This is a genomic window from Marinobacterium nitratireducens (assembly GCF_014645375.1).
Classification (GTDB): domain Bacteria; phylum Pseudomonadota; class Gammaproteobacteria; order Pseudomonadales; family Balneatricaceae; genus Marinobacterium_A; species Marinobacterium_A nitratireducens.
Window position 1 is genome coordinate 130,749 of the sequence record NZ_BMLT01000003.1, and the last position, 22,884, is coordinate 153,632.

6 protein-coding genes are annotated in these 22,884 nt (G+C 62.1%); all 6 read right to left on the reverse strand.

Annotated elements, in window-relative coordinates; all coding sequences use genetic code 11:
• Positions 1-106 precede the first annotated feature (106 nt).
• Positions 107-934, reverse strand: coding sequence for an efflux RND transporter periplasmic adaptor subunit (locus IEX85_RS06475; RefSeq protein WP_188859647.1), 828 nt, complete (start codon positions 932-934; stop codon positions 107-109).
• Positions 931-2,394: a preprotein translocase subunit SecA gene (locus IEX85_RS06480; RefSeq protein WP_188859648.1), complete on the reverse strand. Its 1,464-nt coding sequence runs from the start codon at positions 2,392-2,394 to the stop codon at positions 931-933. Before IEX85_RS06480 ends, IEX85_RS06475 begins: the two co-directional genes overlap by 4 nt.
• Positions 2,387-4,522 carry a site-2 protease family protein gene (locus IEX85_RS06485; RefSeq protein ID WP_188859650.1) on the reverse strand — a complete coding sequence of 712 codons (2,136 nt, stop codon included), beginning with the start codon at positions 4,520-4,522 and terminating at the stop codon, positions 2,387-2,389. The genes IEX85_RS06480 and IEX85_RS06485 overlap by 8 nt, the downstream gene beginning before the upstream one ends.
• A 1-nt stretch (position 4,523) precedes the next feature.
• Positions 4,524-6,356 carry a GAF domain-containing protein gene (locus tag IEX85_RS06490; protein ID WP_188859652.1) on the reverse strand — a complete coding sequence of 611 codons (1,833 nt, stop codon included), beginning with the start codon at positions 6,354-6,356 and terminating at the stop codon, positions 4,524-4,526.
• Between the two features lie 52 nt (positions 6,357-6,408).
• Positions 6,409-6,744, reverse strand: a complete 336-nt coding sequence (locus IEX85_RS06495; protein WP_188859655.1) for a DUF3467 domain-containing protein — start codon at positions 6,742-6,744, stop codon at positions 6,409-6,411.
• Positions 6,745-6,808: 64 nt separating this feature from the next.
• The gene (locus tag IEX85_RS06500; protein ID WP_188859657.1) at positions 6,809-22,873 is read right to left on the reverse strand and encodes an LEPR-XLL domain-containing protein; all 16,065 of its coding nucleotides are present in this window, start codon (positions 22,871-22,873) and stop codon (positions 6,809-6,811) included.
• Positions 22,874-22,884: the final 11 nt, after the last annotated feature.

Genomic DNA, 22,884 nt, shown 5'->3' on the forward strand with positions numbered 1-22,884 from the left:
TCATTAAAGTCCAGTTCGATTGATATTGCTGCCAGAGCGGCCGCTAAGATCCTCGCGGGCTCTCGAAATTCCCGCCGTGAACGGCGAAGGCCGTGGGCTGTGGGCGTCACTGCTCAGCCGCGACGGCAACCGGAGGCAGGTCGAATTCCACCGTGCACCGGACACCGGCCGGCAGGGCCAAATCCGTGTTCGGCAGCTCCAGCCGAACGCCGAAAGTGCGGCTGGCGGCATCGAATACCTGATCGACGACGGCTATGGTCGCTTCGTATTCTCCGCCGATGGGAGCCTCGGGGCGAACGAGTGCGGTCACGCCGGTTGTCACACCGCCGTACGATGCGACGGGCAGGAATGCCTCCACGTAGAGCGGGTCGATCGCCGCAATATTCATCAGAGGTCTTTGTTCGTGCACGTATTCACCGGGCGACATATTCAGGCTGACCACGACCCCGTCCGCCGGCGACCGAATGGTACGGCGCCGGACCAGCGCCTGGGCGCGGTCATGCTCGGCCTGCGCGATCTGGTGTTCCAGCTGCGCCGAATCGACCGAAAGCGCAGCCAGCTTGTGCTCGATTTCCGCCTGCTCGTACACGCTGGTGGAAACAGACTGGTTCTCCAGTAACGCCTTGAGCCGTTTCAGTTCGCGAGCGCGGAAATCGGCCTGGAAGCGACCCGAACGCAAAACGATGTCGGAGTTGGCCTTGAGCCCTGCCAGCCGGGCATTCATCCGCTCCATCTCGCTATCCAGCCTGGCCACCGGCTGCCCCTTAACGACCCGGTCCCCGCGCTTTACCATGACCTCTTCCAGCACCCCGTCCTGCGGAGAGCCCAGCTCAACGGTCGAATTGGGGTTGATAACGCAATCCACTACCTGAGCCCCGCATACCAGCGGAAAAGATGCCCATACCAGTACCGCTGCTGTCAGTCCTTTATTCATTCCGCCCGCCCTGAAAATGCCGTGATGTTCTCCAGTTCGCTGTCGAGTCGAAGCAGGCTGCGCCTCAACTTCGCTTCGGACCTGTAGCGTTGCCGGGCCCGCCGGGAGAGCAACGACCTTCGAGTCCGCTGCGCCAGAGATTGATTGAGCGCCGACGCCAGACCCAGAATGCGTGCGTCGAGCTCGCCGAGCGAAACTTCGTCCTGTGCCGAAACTGACGCGGGCGGCGTCATCTCGAAGCCCGCCAGACCATAGAGACCCCAGAGCTCGTCGCGAACCGGGCGAATATCGTCGCAGACCGCCGCCAGCGCTTCATAGCGCTGGAAGAAGCGCAGGCAGGTCAGCCTGCTGCGAATGAGGGTCCGCCCGGTTACCGGCAGCCGCTCGCGCACCTCGAGCATAAGCCGAACCTCATCACCCTGCCCGCCGCCGGCTGGAAACTCGATCCGCTGCTCCGCTACCCGATAGTGACGACCGGGCTCGAGCCTGAGTGCCTTGAGGGCCAGCGTGACATCGGTATTGCGACGGCTGCTATTACGCCAGGTACCGGTGAGGCTGGCGCAGCGCCGGTCGAGTTCCGCCCGGCCCCGGGAGTTCAGCTCGGCATGACCGCTGGCACCGGTATCGTAATGCACGCCTTCTTCAAGGCAGGAGGCCAGGTCCAGGGCGGTACAGGCCCAGGGTCTGGCACATTCCGGATCGGTGCGCCCGGCAACGACGACCGGCTCGCACGCCTGTGCGATCAGGCTGCGGTTCGCGTCGACAACGATGCCGAACGGCAGACCGCGCATACGGGCCGTCCGCGAAGGATCCTCCCCCAGCAACCGCTCCAGCTTGCGGCCGATTTCGCCCCGGGACTGGCGCATTGCCAGGCGGTCGCCAAGATAGTCGCGCAAGGCTTCGCGGACGCTAAGCACTGTTACCGCCGCCCGATAGGCTTCGCGCCGCTGCGGCAGCGGGCTGTTCGACACAACCGACGCCAGCCTCAGCGCCGACGGTTCCAGCGCCGCCTGCAGCTGAGCATAGACGCAACGGGTGGTGTCGTCGTCCGGCGTCAGTACATGCACCGACCGGCCGCTCAGGGCCATGGTTTCGCAGGCCCGTGCAATGAGCGATGCCCGCAACGCTGGCATATCGCACTGTACGGCCATACCGCGAGTCAGCGCCAGCACCCCCGCCGCCAGCTCGCGCCCGGTCTCGCGCTGGCGCAACCAGGCGTACCAGAGAGGCAGGGTCGCGGAGCTCAGCCCCTTCAGTCGCACCGAGTCTGTCAGGTCCTGCAGCGCTACGCCGTCGCGCCCGAGTCCGGCTTCGAGCCGGGCCAGCTCGCGCCGTAGCAGCAACGAGCGAAAGCGGACAGGCCAGGCCAGCAGCAGGCGCTCGAGGCTCTGACGCCAGCTTATGCCCGAATCCCGGCGTTCGGGATAGGCCGTGGACTCGGGTACGAAAACACTAGACATCGAGCTGCCTCAGCAGTACCCGCCTGACGGAACGGTACAGCCGCCAGCCCACCGGCTCCCAGCCATGGCTGAATTTGACGTATACGCGCATGCCCAGCTTGGATACCGGCCAGGCTTCGAGCGGTACTACCTCTAGGTTGAAGATGCTTTCGAGAACCCTGCGTTGCTGCGGGTCCGCCGCGTCGAGCAGGAATTTCCCGCCTCCACGGGTGCTGAGCGCGGGACTGGGCAGCATATTCGAAAGCGAAGGCACTTCGTGAAGTACCCGGGCCGGCACCACCTCGGCGAAACGTTGCACCAGACGCATCTCCACCGAATCCGTATGATTGCGCACCTGCTCGATCACATCCTGCCCCACCGCGACCCGGACCACCGGGGTATCGAAGCCGGCCACATAGCCGAGAATCTCGCCACGCTGCACGAATTTTCCCGGCAGGTCCGCCGCTCGCGGCAGCACAAGCTCGCCTGACCCTGCGGAAGTGATCTGCAGATTGCGGCGGTAAACCAGCGCCTGCTCGAGATCGGCGCGCGCCTGCCGCAGCTGCTCTTCGACGACGCGCGCCCCTACGCGGTCCAGAACGCTCTGTTCGTCCATGCGCAGTTCCAGCTCCCTGACCCGCGCAAGGTGCACCTCGACCTCGGTGTCCAGGTAAGGATCGTACAGCCGCAACAGCGGCGCCCCGTCGCCAACCCTCTCGCCACGACTGACATAGACTTCCTCGACAACCCCCTGGGATGCGGAGTGAATGGCGCCTTCGCCCGGTGTCCAGACGACGCCCTCCGCCAGGGTGTTGTAGGGTAGCGGTACTGCCAGCAACAGCAGAGCGACCAGCAGCAAAGAGCCGCCCACCGCGGACAGAGCCCGTACACGGCGCCCGCGCAGCGCGCTTGCGCGCAGCAGAAACAGCGCCTGTTTGATAAGAGGCAGACCCAGCATCAGGAAGGAGGCCCAGATGGCCAGCAGCACCCCCACGACGAAATACTGCGACGCGACGAAGAGCACAATGGCCGCGACCACGGTGATCCGGTAGAGGAAGGATGCAATGCCATAGAACAGCATCCAGCGGGCTTCGGTTTTGCTGTGGGCCGGTGACTGCAGGTCCAGGATACCCAGCAGGCGCTTCTTGACCTGGTAGGCAATATAACGGGTCGAGCGACTGCCCAGGTTCGGTATCTCCAGGATGTCCTGCAAAACATAGTAACCGTCATAGCGCAGCAGCGGATTACCGTTGAAAAACAGCGTGGAGACGCCACCGATCAGCATAACGTTGTAGGCGCAGGCCCGGAGGATCCCCTCCTCGACCGTCAGCCACACGAACAGCGCCAGGGAGGCCAGCCACAGTTCCACCAGAATTCCCGCCGCCCCCACCAGCGCACGCTGCCACTTGCCCGAATAGGCGGCGGCCGCCGAGGCGTCCACGTAGGGGACCGGAATGAAGACCAGGAACATGATGCCAATCTCGTGCACCTCTCCGCCCCAGTGCTTTACAACATAGCCGTGGCCAAGTTCATGAATGGCCTTTACGAACGGGAACACGCACAGCATGATCAGCAGATTCTCCGCGACCATGACGCGATCGGTAATATTTTCGGTCAGTTCCTTCCAGTGGGCACCGGCCAGCACCACGGCATAGCCGACGATAAGCAGGTACACCAGCGCGGCCCAGCGCGTGAACAGAAAACGCAGCCACGGCGAGGTCGCGGTCAGAAAATCATCCGGATCCAGCAGCGGTATGCGCACGGCGAGCGGGTTGAGAAAACGAAGAAACCGGTTGCGCCGGCTCTGCCGGTCGCCGCGCTCCGTCAGCTCCAGGGCATCGGCGGGGAGGCTGCCCTGCATCACATCGCTTCTGAACAGCATCGCCAGCAGCTTGGTCACTTCAGACTGATCGATAACCTCGTCCGGGAAGGCCTCGCAGGCCATGTCCCGGATCTGCGCCACCGTGCGCGAGCCGTCCATCAGCGACATCATGTAGTAGGCCGACGGCGAGCAGAGATGGTGACGCCCCGAGGTTCGATCCTGCAGAACGTAGGTCAGGCGGCCACGAAAGCGCTGTCGGTATATCCTGGCATGGCGGCGCAACTCGGGCCTGTAGCCTGCAACCCGGTACCAGATCCCCTGTTCCATGTCAGGGCCACCAGGTCCAGACGAACAGACGCAGCCAGTCGATCAGCTTCTCGCTCCAGATCCGGATCACCAGCCGGTCGTCGACGCGGGTCTTGGCAATGCCCTGCATACCCGGTCTTAGCCGGGGCACATCGTCGCGCAGCACCGCCTCGACGCGAAAGTAGTTGCGTCCCTCCTCCTGCTCCGCAATCGACGTTATCAGGGTGATTTCGTATGCCATCACCCGATCGGCCATCGATGACAGACGCAGGTACCCGGTCTGCCCCGGGTGCAGATCCATGACATCGCCCTCGTCCACCTTCAGAATGACGCGGTGCTCGTCCAGCGGAGCCAGCCGGAACAACTCCTCTCCGCGGCGCACCGCCGCGCCCACCTTCTGACTCAGGTCGCCCGCCACCAGCACGCCAGCAAAGGGCGCCTGAATCCGGCTACGCGCCAGCTGAAGATCCAGCAGCCTGACCTGGGCCTCGGCCTGGTCCCGCTCGGCGCGGATGATGTTGGCTGTCGAGCGCTCCTGACGCGCCAGCGCCTGATCGTATTCGGCCATGCTCTGGCGGGCTTTGGTGTGCCACCGGATACGTTCGAGCGCCAGGTCCTGGTCGTCGAGCGTGGCGATAAGCTCGCCCTCCTGCACCAGGTCGCCGGCCCGCGCCATCTGGCTCTTGATGTAGCCGTCGTACGGGGCAACGATGGCCCGCTGCACCAGCCCCTCGACAATCGCCGGCGACGTCACGCGGTATTCCCCCGTGACGACACTGAACAGGACCACCAGCAATATCAGGGCAAGGGTGGCGATCTTGCGTCCGATATAGTGGGGTCCGAAAAGCCGGACCAGCTGAAGCCTCGCCGCGTCGTACAGCTTGCGCCAGATGGAGGTGTCGTCACGGCGTTGCAGATACAGAATGGGACCGAGGACGCTGACGGCACTGTCCAGCAGCTCGACCTCGTCATCGCTGAAACCCTGGTCGCCACTGCGCTCGAGCGAAATGGCGCCGACCACCTCCTGGCCCATCCGCAGCGGAAGCGTCAGGGCGGCGTTTGCCCGGTGTGTCTCCAGCAGTGCCTCATGCGCCCGTGTGACCCGGTAATCCCAGGTGGGCGGCGGTGGGCAGAGGATGACCGAACGCTGATCCGCGGCTTCCTCCATGGCCGCCTGAACATGCCGCACATAACTCATGCGCTCGCCGAACTGGGTGCTGTGCGACAGTGCCTTGAGCCTGACCTGCCCTTTTTCGATAAAACCGATCGCGACCGGGTCGGCATTCAGCTGCACCGAGAGTTCGCTTGCCAGGGCATTGCAGGCGCTGCTGAAAGAGGGCTGCTCCAGCACCAGACCGATAAAATCGAATGCCAGTACCGTGCGCGCTTTCTGACGCTCGTCCTCCCGTCCCTGCTGCCGCCGCAGCAGCGCTTCGAGCCAGGCGCTGCCCCAGCGCAACCGCCAGAGCAGCGATCGGTTGTCACCGTCTTCGCCCTCCAGCGCGAGGGCGATGGCGCCGCATATCTCGCCGTCCATCTCGAGCGGCAGCGCTAGCTGCCGGGCGGGCCCTTCGCGGGCGATGGGGCGGCGTTCCTGCAGGCACTTTTCGACCGTCGATGAAAGCTCGCGCGCCGGCGGCTCGTCGGCGGGCCAGCTTGCCACCGGCGCGAAGGGCCCGGTGCCGGGCTCGCCGAGCACCACCACAGCTGCGCCTGCACCGGGAATGTAGTGACACTGGAGTGCAAGCCAGCTCCGGACGAAGTCGTCCGGCCCCTCGACCGCTCTGAACTGCTGCCAGAGCGTCTGCTCCAGAAAGGTGACGTTGGCGCTGTCGGCTCGTGTACTTTCGGTCATCCCGTGACTCCGCGAACACGGCTACTGATCGGAAAACGCAGCCGAAGCTCCGTCAGGACTTGCCGCCTGGCTTGCCGGGCGTGATATCGATGGGACCGAAGCGTTTCTCGTACTGCTTGAGCACGGCGCCAAGCAGTATCCAGAGCCGTTTCGCCGCGAAGGGGCTCAACACGATCCGGTTGTTGAGCTTGACGTGAAATTCCTTGGTTTCGGTGGCTTTCCAGGTTTCGTTGGTTCCGAAGAACAGGTTGACCTCTTCACGCGAACTGGTGGCATTGACCACGTTCGCGTGGGAACTCTTCATTTCGGAATCGTCCCAGTCGACGATCGGTGTTGTCGGTTGACCTGCCTGTACTTCAACGTCGTCGGTCTGAGTTTCATCGACCATGGTGTGCTCCGTTCACTGGTTGATAAAGATGTACAAACGATATTTCCACGCTCGTGCCACCTATTTAGCGTAGTCGCAAAGCGCTCTCGGTAAAGCTCACGATGCGATCCCAGCGAACCAGACCGGCCTCACCTTCCTCCGCCTCGACGCCATCCCAGATCAGGTGCTCGTCGGAACCTTCGCCGCGGGCATCGCGGGATATGAACTCACCGGTGCCTTCGTCGAAGACCTGCATCAGGCCAACCCCATCACCGTCACCCTCTTGCGGCGCATCCTGACGCAGGCCCAGCTCGTCGGCAAGGAACGCAAGACCGGGACTGCGCTCGATACCCAGCGCCTGGCCGTACCGATTAAGCAGCAGGCCGAAGAAGTCGATATGCTCGAGACCAGGATGGACACCGGCGAACCAGGGTCCGGTTTCACGATCAGCCGACTGACCGGATTGCGCTTCGGCTTCGAGGCCGGCGAGCGAGAGGTAGGCTTCCGGCACTGCGACGGTATCGGCGCCCGACTGTTCGCCCTCGCCTGCGATACCGACATCGACGGACAGATCGAACCGCTCGCCCACGGCAAGACTGTCGTCCATGAACGCCAGCGCCGAATCGTGATCGAGCCCCGCTGCGTGCCCGTACTCGTGCAACAGCACACTCAGAAGATCGACCCCGTCGACGACAGCGTCATCGCCGGTGTACCAGCCGTATCCGGCGGCATTGTAATCCAGCACGATCTGGTCGCCCCGGTACACCGCCAGATAATCTCCGGGCAGGTCCGCGATATCGATGGTCAGCCCCTGCAGTTGCGTCTCGTCGACCGCCACCCGCGCGGCAAGCAGGCCGATGGCGCTATCGGCTGCCACTTCGATAGTCGCCGCGTCGAGGTCACCATCGGTCAGCCCGGTTCGGGCAGCCCCCTCTACCAGGAGCGGATCGCCAGCGTATGCCGGGTCGTCCCCGCGCACCAGGAAGCTGTCGATGCTGGTATTGCCATCGACGCTGAGCACGCCGTATAGGCCGTCGTTGAGCAGGCTGTTGAAGCTGTGGGTCAGCACCGAGGTACCGTCGACCGTAACGCTGGCGGTAGAGCCGAACAGCGTGAGCATCAGCGAGTAGTCGACGCCGCCTGTCAGCGCCAGGCTGGCGCTGGCGTCGAGACTCCAGTTGCCATCGAGGTAGTGGCCCAGCAGCACTTCGTCGTTCTGCACGTCGAGGGCGACGAACTTGAACTCGTGCTCGCTGTAATAATCGAACACGAAACCGCCCTGGTTGTCGGTGGCGAGGGTGCCGAGCAGCTCGAGCCGGGAGAAGGCCGCGACCTCGACGCTGTCGACCGCCAGAGCCGGCAGCGGACCCTGGCTGCCGCCGTGCAGGCTGCCGCTATCGAGGCTCCAGTCACCGGTAACAAAGGTGAACGGATTGTCGGCCGCGGAGTCGAATCCGGTCTCGTTGACGAAGGTCCAGACCGGCGGCAGCGTCTGAACCTGGAAGTCGTCGAAGCGGGCTATGGCGTTGTCGGTGCCAAGGCCCAGCAGGCCGCCGTCGTTGAGGGGCTCGCCGAAGTCATAGACGACGAACTCGTTCTCGTTGACGTAGACCGTGGCCTGGGTGCCGAACAGCACCACCGTGATGTCGTAGTCGGTATTGGCTTTGAGCTGCACCGGCAGCTGAACGTCGACCACCCAGCCGCTGGCGTCGCGGTGGCCGATCTGCAGCTTGTCGGTGCCCACATCGATGCCGGCGAACTTGAAGTCTTCGGCGCCCATGTAGTCGAACAGTACATAGCCGTTGGACTTGGTGCCGGCCTTGTCCTTGTCGGCGTTGATCGTTACCAGGATCTCGATGTAACTCGGCTGCAGGGTGTCGAGCGGGTACAGGCCGACGACCTCTGCGCCGAGCGCCTCCGGCGCCGCCTGCAGGCTGCCCTGCTGGGTCAGCTCCAGGGTGCCGACATCCGCCGCAAACGGCACGGCGGCACCGGGATCGTTGAACAGTTCGCGACGCATGATTTCGCGCTTACCCTGCAGGTTGCCCGGCTGCGGGTCGTTCGGCGCACCGGTCTGTTCCTGCCAGTCGAAGTCGGTCTGGCGCACCATGCCCAGCTCGCCGTAGGGCTCGAGGGCCCGGGCCGGATCCGGTGCATCGGTACGCACGTCGAGGTTCTTCTGATCGACGTAGAGCTGCGCATCCGGCGCGTTCAGGGAGTTGTCGACGCCGTCGCTGGCCGACAGCGCGTAGAGGAACTCCGGCACCTGCGGCTGCAGCGTGCGGCTGATATGGAAGGCACCGAAGGGACTGAACGGCACGATGTAGCTGTTGTACTCGCCTACCCAGTCGATGGCCCGGTCGGCGCCGGTGTTGAGGATCATCACGTCGCGCCCGGCGCCGGAGTAGACGATATCGGCGTAACTCTGGAATTCGTCCGGATCCTTGTTGTCCAGATCGCTCGGTTCCGGATCGTGCGGACCGACGCGGCCGGTGAAGCCGGAGTCGTGGTCGTCATCCATGTTCAGCAGGTCGTTGCCGCGCCCGCCGTACATATGGTCGCGACCGGTACCGCCGACAATCCAGTCGTTGCCCAGATCGCCGAAGATACGGTCATCGCCGTCGCTGGCCTTGTCCTCGCCGAAACGCAGGTCCAGCTCGCCCTCGGTCTCGTCGAAGTTGAGCAGGAAATCGATCGGGCTGGCGACACCCTCGGTGCTGACCAGGGCCGTGAAATCACCGAGATCTGCCGCACCGAAATTGAAGTCGAAATCGAACACGATCTTGCGGCGCGGGTTGAACTCGTCGTACCAGGCGAACTCGTCACGGGTACGGGCGTTCTGGCCGTTCTCGTCGAGGATCTCCTTGCCCTCGAAGCGCAGGATATCGCCCGGGTTGTAGGGCGCGAAGGCGAACCAGAAGGGGTTGTCCCTGAGCGCAGGACCCGGGTTGAAGGTGGAGTCCTGCATATCCTGCAGGAAGGTATTAACCGATACGAAGTCGGACGCGAACCCATCGTCAGGATCATCGCCCGAATAGTAGATGGGCAACGCCTCGGCGGCCGAAATGGCATCGTCGCCGTCGCCGCCGTGGATAAAGTCGTTGTTGAGGCCGCCGAAGATAATGTCGTTGAAGGCGATGCTTGCGTCGAATTCCCCAACGGTTTCGCCATCCAGGTCATCGGTGCGGAAGGCGAACAACTCGACCGACTTGGTCAGTTCGTTTTCGACATTGATGATCGCGCGCTGGATGTTCCCCGGCGACACGATCTCGGCGTTGAGCGAGTTCGGATCCGCGGTTTCGTTTCTCTTCAGGTTGGTCTGCTCGGGCAGCAGCGCAGATATGCCGAACAGAGACTCACCGTAGTCGTCGCTGTTACGGCTGGTGAGGATAAGGCCGTCATCGCCAAGTATACCGTCGACGCCGGTGCCGCCGACGATCCAGTCGGCGCCGATTTCACCGTAGAGATCGTCGTGCTCGCTGTTGCCGAAGATGACGTCATCGCCGGTCATGCCGTGGATGATATCGTCGCCGCTCTCGCCATAGATCAGATCGCCTTCGCCGCGGGCGGTGTCAAGGAACGTCAGGGTATCGCGATCGGAGCCAGTATCGGCGTAGGCGTAACCGTAATCACCGAGGTCCACCGCGCGCACGCGGATGGTCAGACCGGCATCGCCGTAGCCATCGTCGACGAAGCCGTCGGCGGTGGTGGCATCACGGTCGTAGTTGAACACCGCGTAGCCAATCTGATCGCCCTCGGTTTCCGGATCGGTATCGAGCACGATACGGTAGATCTCGCCGTTGTCGCCGAGGATGGTATCGGCATCGGTGGCGTGGCGCTCGCTTTCGGGAACGATGAGGCTGCCGTCAGAGCTGGCATTGCGCGCCAACAGATTCGGGTTGCCGGCGCCACCGTAGATCAGATCGGCGCCGTCCGGGCGCAGCTCAACGCCGCTCAACACGCCATGGAATGCCGCATCGTCATTACCGAGGCCGAACAGGATCGAGCTGCCGCCGATAATATCGTCCTGACCGAGGTTACCGTAGATACGGTCGTTGCCGCCGTTGCCCTCGATATAGTCATCGCCGTCATCCAGCGCTTCGAAGACATCGAAGCGGACGGTCCAGTCCAGGTCGTTGCCCTCGACGAGGTCCACGCGCTGGATGAAGTTTCGGACATCGAACGACGGATCGGCATCCTGCGCCGGGTCGTAAGGATCGAAGCTGCCTTCCGCGATCTGCTCGATAAGTGTGATAGCGCCATCACCCTGAATCACATCGTCGCCGAGCTGGCCGAAGATTTCGTCGTCCTCGCTGCCACCGGCCATGATATCGTTGCCGAATACGCGCGGATCGTTCGGGCTCGCGGCCGCATCGGTTTCGATCGTCTCGCTGTGATCAAGCAGCGTTACCGTACGTACCAGCGTCATATCCTGGTGCGTCTGGTAAGCGCCGGTGATATTGGCGCTGAAGCCGACGTCGATATCGGCAAGATTATCCAGGGTCTGGCTCTGGATGTTGTACAGCAAGCCGCCATCGGTCATGCGGAAGCGCGGGCTCAGGTTGTCGTCCTGCCGAATGATGATGGCGTTGTCACCGGCCATCACATCGTCGTCGGCGCCGCCGTCCATCAAATCGTTGATATCATTGACGTCGGCGGGGTTCAGGTCCGCCAGCACAGTCGGCGTGATCGCCAGCACGTCCGCCCCGGACATCATATCCAGCTCGTCCATGCCGCCGGCGACGTTGTGGCCGCCAATCATATCGTCGTCGCCGGCGCCGCCGAACATGATGTCGTCGTCCTGGCCGCCGATCATAATATCGTTGGCCGCATTGCCGAACATCAGGTCCTCGAAGTCGTTATGGACGCCGCTGCTATCGTCATCGCCGTCCGCTTCCTGGGTATCGATCGAGAAGAAGTTGTTGTGGACGAAGAAGCCGTCGAAAACCGGATAGTAGGGAAGGTTCGGGTACAGCTTGCCGTGGTCGCCGAACATCACATCGCTGCCGTCGACGCCGTCCGCGCCATTTGGATTGGCATCGCCGCTGTCGCCGTACATATTGTCATTCAGGGTGCCGCCGAACATCACATCGCCGACACCGGCGCTGCTGTTGCCATTGCCGTACATGACATCGTTGCCGCCGTGGGTCGGCGCAATGGTGGTAATACGGTCGAGGGTCGCCCAGCCATCGGCAGGGACTGCGACCGGATCCACGGTAATCAAGGTGCCACCGAACTCGTCGATCACATCCTGTCGACCGAGAATATCGTCATCCGGCAGGGTCCAGTCGAGGCGGCCGTTGTCGCCCAGCATCACATCCTCGCCGGCACGACCGGCCGCAAGTACCAGATGGTCCAGATCCGTCTCGCCGTAGAGCAGGTCGTCGTCGTAGCCACCGATGATGGTGTCGTTGCCGTCATTGCCATGAATTTCGTCCGAGCCGCCCTGGTCGGTCTCGTGGCTGCGCAGCAGGATCACATGGCCGTTCTGGAAGTACTTCTGGCCGCCGTCGCCGAGCAGATCGTCGTTGCCGGGATTGAGCGCCCGTACCAGCCCGCTGTCGCCAAGGTAGAAGTCACCGTGGATCAGGTCGCCGACGGCACCGCCCATGGCGACATCGCCGCCATCGTTGCCGTAGATCTGGTCGCTGCCACCAAGGTCAGCGTTTCCGGTTGCGAAGGTTTCCACCAGATCCAGGGTCAGAGGATCGCCATCGCCCAGGGCAGAGTAACCAGCGGTCACGGAGACTAACGGGTCGCTGTCACTGACATCAAAGCGCATCCGTCCCTGGTCGCCCAGGATGGTGTCGTTACCGGCGTTGACCACCAGATCCGCTACACCTTCGCCGGGTGTGAGGAAGGCTTCGCCATGGAGTTCATCCCCCGCGACGCCGCCAATGATGTAATCGCCGTAGTCGTTGCCCTGGATATGGTCGATACCGCCCTCGCTGCTGTCGAGGTCGGTGCTGGTGATGAAGGTCACCAGATTGTTGACCAGCTCGACCCGGCCCTGGTCGCCGACCAGGATATCGCTGCCGCCCAGGGCGCCGTGCAGGTCGGCATCGCCGGAGCCGTCGACGCTTTCGTCGTTGTCGCCGAAGATGCGATCGCCGCCGCTACCGCCGAAGGCGGTATCGCTGCCGGCATTGCCGAAGATATAGTCGACGCCGCCGCGCACGCCGCCTCCGGCCTGGGCGGTGGTGGCGATCAGGTCGAGGGTATTGCGGTCGGTATCGAAGATGGCATCCCAGGTGTAGTCCAGCAGGCCGTTGTCGCCGAGGAGGGTATCGTCGCCGTCGAGCCCCGGTACCGGCGTCCGGGCATCGCCGTAGAGCTGGTCGATACCGCCATCGTTGACACCGCCGATGATGACATCGGCACCGGCGTTACCGCTCATGATATCGGCGCCGCCGGTACCCTCGGACACATCGGTGGTGGTGATAAAGTCGACCGCCACGCCCTGCACCATACGCAGGCCGACATCGCCTTCGAGGAAGATATCGCCGTTGTCGCCGAGCATGATATCGCCGAGGTCGTCGCTGCCGGAGCTGGCGGTGGCATTGTCGCCGTAGACGAAGTCGCCCTCCTCTCCGCCCATCAGCACGTCGGAACCCTGCTCGCCGGAGACGATATCGATGCCGCCAAGGCCGTCGTGGAAGCTGCGGATCAGGTCGATGGTGCTGGTGTCACCGTCATTGGGTAGATAATCCTCGGTTGCGTAATCCTCGATACTGGGGTCGTTTTCCCAGTCGTAGTAAAAGTGGATCAGGCCGTTGTCGCCGAGGATCACGTCTTCGCCGGTGCTGCCGCTAAGCACGTCGACGCTGCCGTTGACGCCACCGAGGATGATGTCGTTGTCCTCCTCGCCGAAGGCGGTGTCGGCGCCGCCAGTGGCGTTGCTGGTATCGGTGGTCTGGATATAGGCCAGCTGGCCGAAGTTCTCATCGGAAGGACCGACATAGACCAGCTCGCCGTTGTCGCCGATGATGATATCGGCGTCGCTGACCTCGGGATCGGTGGCGCCGCGGCCCGGACCGTGGCCGCCGGTGAGCATAAAGCCGATACCGAGGCTCGGGATGTTCAGGGTCGGGTCGTCGCCGTTGTCATCACCGTCGCTGCCGCGGCCGCCGATAATGATATCGTTGCCGTTGTCGCCGTAGAGGGTATCGCGGTAGCTGATATCGGGATCTCCGGCGAAAACGGAGGCGATTCGCTGCAGCCGGCGCTGGTTGAATTCGACCACGCCGCCGTCGCCGATCAGTACATCGTCGCCGTCCGGCGTCGTAAAGGTCTCGTCGTTGGCGGTGGTTCTGCGCGGGTCGACATCGCCGCCGCCGAGATCGTTGCCGCCGCCGCCGAAGATCAGGTCGCCGCCCTCGCCGCCGGAGAGGATATCGTCACCATCGGTGCTCCTGACGTGGGTCAGGATCAGGTCCAGGCTGCCGATCGATAGATCGGCAGCCGCCTCGTAGGCATCGGCCAGGCTGTGGTCGCCGTCACCGATAATCAGGTCGTCGCCGGATGCGACCGCTGCCGAATCGTCGAACTTAACGACGATGCCATCGTCACCCATGATGATGTCGGCGCCGACGCCACCGATCACGAGGTCATTGTCCTCACCGCCGAACATGATGTCCGGCTCGCCCTCGCCGTGCATCTCGTCGTCGCCTTCGTCGCCGAACATGATGTCACGGCCACGGCTGCCGGCCATGTAGTCGTTGCCCTCATCGCCGTGCAGGAAGTCATCGCCGAAACCGCCGGAGATCACGTCGCTGCCCGCACCGCCATTGATGATATCGTCCTGCTCGTTACCAAACAGTACGTCGTTGCCGTCATCGCCGTTGATCAGATCGAAGCCCGTGCCGCCAACGATATGATCATCGTTGTTGCCGCCGGAGATGGTGTCGTTGGCGGCGCCGCCGAAGATGATATCGTTGCCGTCACCGCCGTCGATAGTGTCGTCGGCACCGCCGCCGAGGTTGGTGCCCGAGAAGATAGCACCGAGCGAGAGCAGGATATTCTGCATCTGCTGCATGGTGCTGACCGCGGGATCCGGGTCCAGCCGGTCGTTGGGGTTGAACTCGTCGATGTCGAAAGCGCTGATATCGATATGACCATCGGTGAGCTGGTAGGAGAAACGGCCGCCGTCACCGATGATGATATCGGCGCCCGCATCGCCGTGGAGGTCATCCTCCCCACCACCGCCGAAGATAATGTCGTCGTCATCGCCGCCGTTGATGGTGTCGTCGCCGTCGAGGACGGACACCAGAACGCCAATGGTCGGCTCGGGCTCGTCCCGCAGTATGGCCTGATCGCCGATCAGGATATCGTAGCCCCGTCCGCCACCGATGGTATCGTTGCCGCGACCGCCGAAGATGCGGTCGTTAAGGTGGCTGCCGATCAGGGTGTCGTTGCCGGTACCGCCGAGAATGACCGCGCCGGCTCCGGTGGCAGGCGTTAGTATTCCCAGGTTTTCGACGAACTGGATGACGTCATCGCCGGCACCGCCCTGCAGGTTGAAGGTGATATTCGACTCGTCGAAACCGGTGAAGGTAATGGAGTCGTTACCCTCCCCGCCAAGGAAAATGATGTGGTCGTAGCCGTTGGAGTATCTCTGCCAGTCATTGACGCCAAGGCTGGAGGATCTGATGAGGATATCGCCGCCGTCGTACTCGACCTCGAACACTTCGTCGCCATCGGAAACATCGCCGTTCAGACGATCGATCGAGTTCGGACCGGCGTTGATGATCAGGACGTCTGCGTCGTCGTTGCCGTCGGTATCGACTTCCGTGGCGAGCACCGGCGAGCGGTTGAAGGTAAATTCGAAGGTAAAGATTTCCTCCGGTCCAAAAATGGTATCGCCGAACTCCAGTTCGGTAATGCCGAGGTTGATCGACAGGTACCAGAACAGTTCCGCCAGAATCGCGCCCTGGAGATCGAAGATCGCCTTGAAGACATCGGTGCCCGCATTGCCGCCATCGCGAAGCTCATTATCGATGGAATTGATCAGCTCGCTGATATGCACCGCGCCGTCGCTGTCCGGGTCGTAAAGATCGAGCCCCAGTCGTGCGGTAATACCGCCGCCGACGCCAGCGGTGGCGATGGCCAGGTTCAGTTCGGCGGCAGCGGTGAGCGTCAGCTCCATGAAGAGCTCTTCGATATCGGCGCCTTCGGTCACGTTTTCCCGGTCGCCGAGGAAGAAGCCGTCGAATATGAGCGCCGGGTTGGTGTAATTGGAGTCGGCAAAGCGCTGGAAGCCGTAGGTGTTGAACCCCAGGCTCAGGTCGGCACCGACGAAGAAGCCGAAGCCGATACTGACCCCCAGCGGTCCGAAGATGGTGACGAACTGGTCATAGTCGAAGCCAACACCCAGCGGCGGCAGATCCACTTCGATCAGGCTGACGTCCTGGCTGAATAGCAGCCCGATCAGTACCGTCGGATCGTCGAGCCATGGCAGCTTGATCAACTCGTCTGCACCGCCGATGGACAGATTGGTGGTATCGGTAAAGGCCGATTTCGACGTGCCGGGCACATCGGAGTTCAGTACCGCGTCGGTAAAGTTGCCGACGAGGTTTTCACCGGTCGACGCCAGGAAGCTGGTGAGGTCGCCGAAGGAGTCTTCCAGCGCCTTGGTGAAATCGAGGTCCGGATCGAACAGGAAGTCGGCAAAGTCCGCATCGGGTATATTATCGGCGTCGAACAGCGAGATGGCGTCGGTGAGCGTGATCATGCCGCTGAGGTCGCCCAGCGTATCGAGAATCGTATCGATCGCATCCAACGCCTCGAACAGGCGGGTGTCGGCAAGGCCCAGCAGCTCGGCAATATCCAGCAACGAGGTCGGACCGAACAGGTCGCTGATAATCGGGATATCGGCGTTGAGGAAATCATTGATTTCCTGCAGCGGGCCGAGGAAGACTTCCAGCTCGCTCAGCACATCGCCGATCAGGCCGCCGAACATGCTGCTCAGATCGATCTGCACCTCACCGAACTCGAGCAGGTTCAGGCCTTCCTGAATGAAGTTGTCGATGCTGTCCTGGGCGACCTCGGCAAGCGACCAGTCCATCACCAGGCTGGTCGCCAGTTTCGGAATGATGAAGTCGGTATCGGTGATACCGACGGTCAGGTCGAAGTCGAGAATATTGTCGTTGCCTTCCAGCGCACCACCGCCGACCATTACCTCGACACCCAGATTGCCGATATCGGCAATCGGCAGCAGGGTGGGATCGGCGGCGCCCTCATTCGACAGGTCCAGCCCGAAATCGAGCTCCATCCCGCTGCCGTTGTTGGTTATCTCGACCTCGAGGAAGCCCAGGGTGCCGCGGAACGGCGTACCCTCCGGCAGATCGATAAAGGCCCTGACCTCCAGCTCGCCCTTGTCGTCTTCGTTGCCGGGCCCGTAGACGTCTTCCAGAATGATGAATGCACCGTCCTGCAGGTTTACCCCGAATCCGATATCCAGCTCCCATTCGATGCCGATTTCGACGGCCACATCGGAGTGGAGATTCAGCAGCGGAATGCCAGCGTCGAAGTCATAGCCGAAGGGCACGCTGTAGGTGTCGCCGAGACTCAGCATCCAGCGAATCTCGTCATCGAACTGATCGCCGATATCCCCTTCCATCAAATCCCCGACGACCTCCACTACATCCAGTCCGATCCCGGCAAAGAAATCATTGATATAGTCGGTGACATCTTCCAGTTCGATGTCGTTGGTGAACTCGACAAGCTGGCGGAACTGATCGATAAACTGATCGCGGAACTGATCGATAAAGCGGGCCCCCTCGGCAAGCTTGTCGCCAATCAGGGGGATGGGAACGGTGGTCGCCTTGTCGAGCAGACCCTGAAGCGTTTCGAAGAACAGATCCGCAGCATCCGTCAGCAGCAACAGGTTTTCCAACGGATCGAAGTCTTCCAGGCTGTCGACGAGATCACCGATGGTGTCTTCCAGTTCATCGAGCGCCGAGGTATCCAGCAGACTGTCCAGCAGATTCGAGGCGTCGTCGATCAGGTCGGTACCGTTGGCGGAAATCTCGCCGAGGAAGCCGGTCAGGCCCGCGCTGATATCGAACAGCGGGATACTGACATCGTAATCCTGGGTCGTAATATTGGGAACGAAGTCGCCGAAGTCGACGTCCGCCAGGGTCTTGATGCCGTCGGTGCCACTGAAGTCCAGCCCGCCGAGATCGAAGTCCAGCTCGATGTCCACCAGCGCGTCCATGACCTGAACGGTGGCCGTACCCACCTGAGCCAGGAACACCAGACCCACGCCCTCGGCGCCTTCGCCGACAATGCTCAGTTGACCGTCGAGGCCGCCCTCGGGGTTGAACAGCTTGAAGTCCGCCGAAACGATATGCTCGGTACCGTCCGCCTCGACGTAGGTCGAGTTGTCCAGCGCGATGCCGACCTTGAATCCCCAGCCCAGGCTACCGTCGGCGCGCAGCACCTTGCCGCTGGTCAGGTTCGGAATATCGGGACCAAGGTCGATATCGAGCCCCAGCGAGGTGCTGACGGTTTCCTCGATGTCGAAATCCAGCGTCAGGTAGGGGGTACCGTCCACGGTCTCGATATCGACCACCAGGCTGACACCGTCGTCAGGTGCCAACCCGAAGGCATCGCGCAGCGCGCCTGCCAGTGACTGCAGAGTGAGCGTCGGTACTTCCTCTCCGGGTACATCCAGCAGATCCTGCTGATTCTCGAGCAGTACTCTGGCCAGCGCCACCGCCCGGTCGACGCCTTCGGTGAGACCCAGCAATTCGCTGACGGTCATGTTCACCACCGGCAGCGTCTGATTCAGTACCGGATAGGCCGCTTCCAGTTCGGCCACCAGTTCACCCAGCTGCTCGAGCGCCGCGATCAGATCGAAGTAGCCGATATCGACGTAGTCGGCGAGGGAGACGAAGTTGCCGTCCACATCGGTGCCGATGGCGGCGAGGCTGGAAACCAGGTCACCGGAATCAATCTGCGGATCGGTATCGGTGTTGGGGTTGCCAAATACCGCAATATTCAGATCGATGGTGCCACCGATGCCGTCCAGCTCTGCAATCTCGGGGCCGTATCCGGTGCCGGTGAAGCCGTCCCGAACCAGAATATCCATCTCCAGCTCGCCGAAGAAGGTCGGGGTAACCAGGCCACCGTCGACATCAGCTTCGCGATCTCCGCCACCTCCGACCACGTCACGAACGTCGATGATATCGTCGTTGTCGTTGAAATCGCCCTGAACGCCGAAGACCGTCAGCGTGCCGGTGCCCGCGAAGAACTCATCGTCCACTGCCAGCACATAGGCGGTTCCGCCACTGCCGGACACTATCCGGCTTCCGGCCACGAAATCCGGATCGAAAATAGTCTGGTCATCGTAATCCAGCGTCTGCAGCTTGCTGACCACTGGATCGGTGACGATCTCCAGGGCTTCCTGCCCGCCGGCATAATCAGAGCCGTCTCCGGGGGTCGGGAATCCGTCCGCCGAATCATCACCTTCGGTGGGGCCAAGGGACGTTTCCTGGATATCCTGCTGAATTGCTTCCAGGGTCACCTGGCTGCCGGCGGCGCCGCCCTCGGCCTTCAGCTGGGCGCTGAACTGGGCGCCGAAGCTGCCATCGATATCGGTGATATCGACCCCGATGATGCCAACCAGCGCCGAAGCCTCGACACCGACATCCGGCAGGGTGGCGATAAAGGCGCCGCCCAGGGTTGCGTCACGGACGAAGAAGCGCTCCTCCAGAAGCCTGTCGGCCTCGCCCTCTTCCGGATCTGGATCCCACTCGGGGTCGATATCGAGCGGTGGCGAGAGGTCGAAGCCATAGGTGGCGGAGAAGGTGGTGCGGGCTTCGATGAGCGCCTGCAGGTTGGCCACGGTAATCGGGTCAGAGCCGCCAAACTGGCTGAGTCCTTCAGGCTTGATCAGGAACTCGGCAAAAGGCGCCAGATCGACATCGAACTCGAAATTGCTGCCGAAAATCTCGCTATCGTCGTCGGGATTGTCGGGATCATCGACGCCGACAGAAACCCGGTCGCTGGAGATCAGGTCCATATCGTAGGTGAGTTCGTTGGTACCGGGGTCATAGGTCGGGTTGATCCCGCCGGTATTCAGCGCAACATCGCCGGAGAACAGCGGCAGCGACAGGATTTCCGCGAGTATTGCCCCCATTTCCTGGGCAGTCGTGAAAGTAGGCAACAACTCGAAGGTGTTGGCCTCGTCATTCTCGCCGTCAGGGATGATGACATCACCCACCGGCGAGCGCACCAGCAGACGTGTGTCCGTACCGTCGTCAACGTACCCTTCGTCGTCGAACTCGTTATCGACACCTTTATCGTAAACCAGGCTGTTGAGTATCATGTCCTCGAAGGCGACCAGATCTCTCAGGGTCGCGTCGACAAACGGGATACCGTAGCCGGCGAACAGCGGGTTCTGCATGATCGAGTCGAGCGCCTGACCGAGCTCACCCAGCATGCCGACAAAACTACCGGGACCTATCTGGTTGAACTGCAGCGCCTCGGCGAAGTTGACCAACTGCAGGGTATTGTCCCCCGGTGGTGCCGGGATTGCGATCGGCGGATCATCGCCGCTTTCCGGTGTGATGTCGAAATCAAGGAAGAAGCGCAAAACCTCCTGGGGGTCGGTTCCCGGGTCTTCATTGTCGGGCTCGTCGACCACGAAACTTGCGATGTCCGAGTCCAGCGGATTGAAGCTGCCGACGATGGCCATGTCCTGGGGATCCCAGTCACTGGTCGTGCCATACTCGCGCAGACCTTCCTTGACCTCGACCGGCAGGGTGAAGGTGAGCTCCGAATCCTCGCCGACCGACGATTCGAAAGTGGCATCCGGTACCGTGCCGTCACCATCCAGCTCTGCACCGCGCACGCCGGCGTCGAAGGTCAGGGTGTGACTGATCTCCAGCGACTCGCCGCCTGCGGCGCTAAGGCGGATATGGCCGCCGCCGTCGTCGGAGGCAGTGATATCGCTGAGGCCGGCGGCGTCGAGGGCATTGTTCAGGTCGTAAAGCAGATCGCTCAGATTGTCGTTTCCGGTCGTCACGGAAAGCGAATAGACAGAGGCGTCATCGGCGGACAGTACAATATGGTTGCTGTCGACAGAGGCAGAAACCGCCAGTCCGGCATTCGACAGCGCCGTATCGATCGCGGCGGCCAGTTCGGCCGCGGTGGAACGGGAATCGTCCGCCGGCACATCGATATCATATTCCGTTTCATTGACCTCGATGGTGAAGCGCGCATCGTCGAAGGTGTTATCGAGGCCGTCGTCGAAGGTGACATCGCCAATATTGCCTGAAGCGGTCAGCGACAGCAGCGTTTGCTGATTCAACTCAAATCCGATGTCGTTCTCTGTTACAGGATCCGTATCCGAGATAACAATCGAGCCCACGGAACCCGATCCTGTCAGGCTTATGACACCTCCCGACTGGCTGGCACTAACCAGGGTGTCGACCCCGGCATCGGCGAGTGCGTCATTGATATCGGCGACGAGGTCGGCAACAGACCCGTTAGGATCTCCCGGAGCATCGCTTTCTTCGACCGAGATGGCTGCGACGGTCACCGTGCCGTCCATCTCTGTGATGGTCAGTTCGAAATTCGCTTCGCTGTCGCCGCCCTCATCTAGGTTACCCGAAGCATTGGCTGAATTATTCGCCATCAGCGGGTTCAGCACCGATATCTCGGTCGCGGCAAAGCCGATATCATCGCGCTCGGAACCCGGTGCTCGCATCGTCACGAGCCGCGGTATCGCGCCGCCGACCGACAGCAGCAGGCTGACATTCTCGAGCGGCTGGAACAGCGGCGGCGTGCCGGCTGCCGTCAGAACGCCACTTTCATTCAGGCTTTCGGCATTGAACCCAAGCGCACCGGCATTGGTGTCCACCAGGCTGAAACGCAGCTCACCGCCACCGCTGAGATCCACCTCGAACAGCCCGCCGAGGCCAGCTGTATCGAGGGCCGCCTCGATCTCGGCGATCAGGGTATTGTTGTCGCCAGCATCGGTATCCTCGACCAGTACATCGGTCGCGATACCGATATTGCCGATGCGCAGCACGAAACCGGCATCATGATCCAGATTGGACGACGGCAGTGCATTGGCCGCGGTCACCACACCACTGGTTTGCTCGACGCCGTACTGGGCACTGTCGAAGCCGAGCACCTCGGGCGAGTCGGGGTCGACGAGGGTGGCAAGAATATCGGCCTGAAAGTCGACGTCACCGCCCACCACCTGGGCGCCGAGGAAGCCGATATTCAGATCGAAATTGAAGTTGTTGTCGCTGGCGGTAACGCTGAACACCATGTCATCCGCGCGTCGGATGAAGAAATCCTCCTGGCCGAGGTCGGCCTCCTCCTGACCACCGGTGTAGACACCGAACTCGATGCCGAAGGTTATCGTCGAGTCTACCGGCAGGGTGACCGGATCCGGATCCAGCGAGTCGCCCTGGAACGCCAGCAGCTTTAGTTCATCCGCCTCGAGCCCGAAATCGACCACGACCTCGGGCCGCATGATGCTGAGACTGAACTGGAAGCTGAAGGCCACCTCGGCATCGGGCTCTTCGGTGAGATCGGTCACGTTAGAGACTTCGAAACCGAGGGTGTAATCTCCCCCAAGGTATAACAGCTCAACGTCGAAGCCCGCTATCAGGAAGCCATCGCCCTCCAGCGCCGTGACGAAATCCGCCGTCTCGTCTCCCACTTCGATGTCGTCGAACACATCCTGCAACGGCTGGAACAGCAAGGCGTCGAGCATTTCTGACGCATCCACAATTCCGTCGGCGATACCGGCATTATCCCATTGCTGCAGCGTAGATTCGTCGTCGTCACTGGTATCGAAGGGAAACAGTGGATTATTGATCTCGCCGTCGCCGTTGGCATCGACCGGAATCTCGAACAGCTGCTCAAAGGTTGGTGCCTCGATGGGCGCATCGTCAGGATCCGGGTTTTCCGTATCGTAGTCCGGATCCTCCAGCAGCAGGAAGGGTACCCGCTCTTCAAGCTCTGCTGCGCCATCGAAGAAGTCCTGCAGTTTGTCCTGCAGGTCGTCAAAACCTTCAGCCATAACGTCGGCGGCGGCGGGCATAAAATCGGCGCTAAGGAGCAGCCGTGGCTCCAGAGCCTCCATCATGCCGGCATCACGGCCCTTCTGGTGGCACTGCCAGCTTGGCACGCGATGGAAAA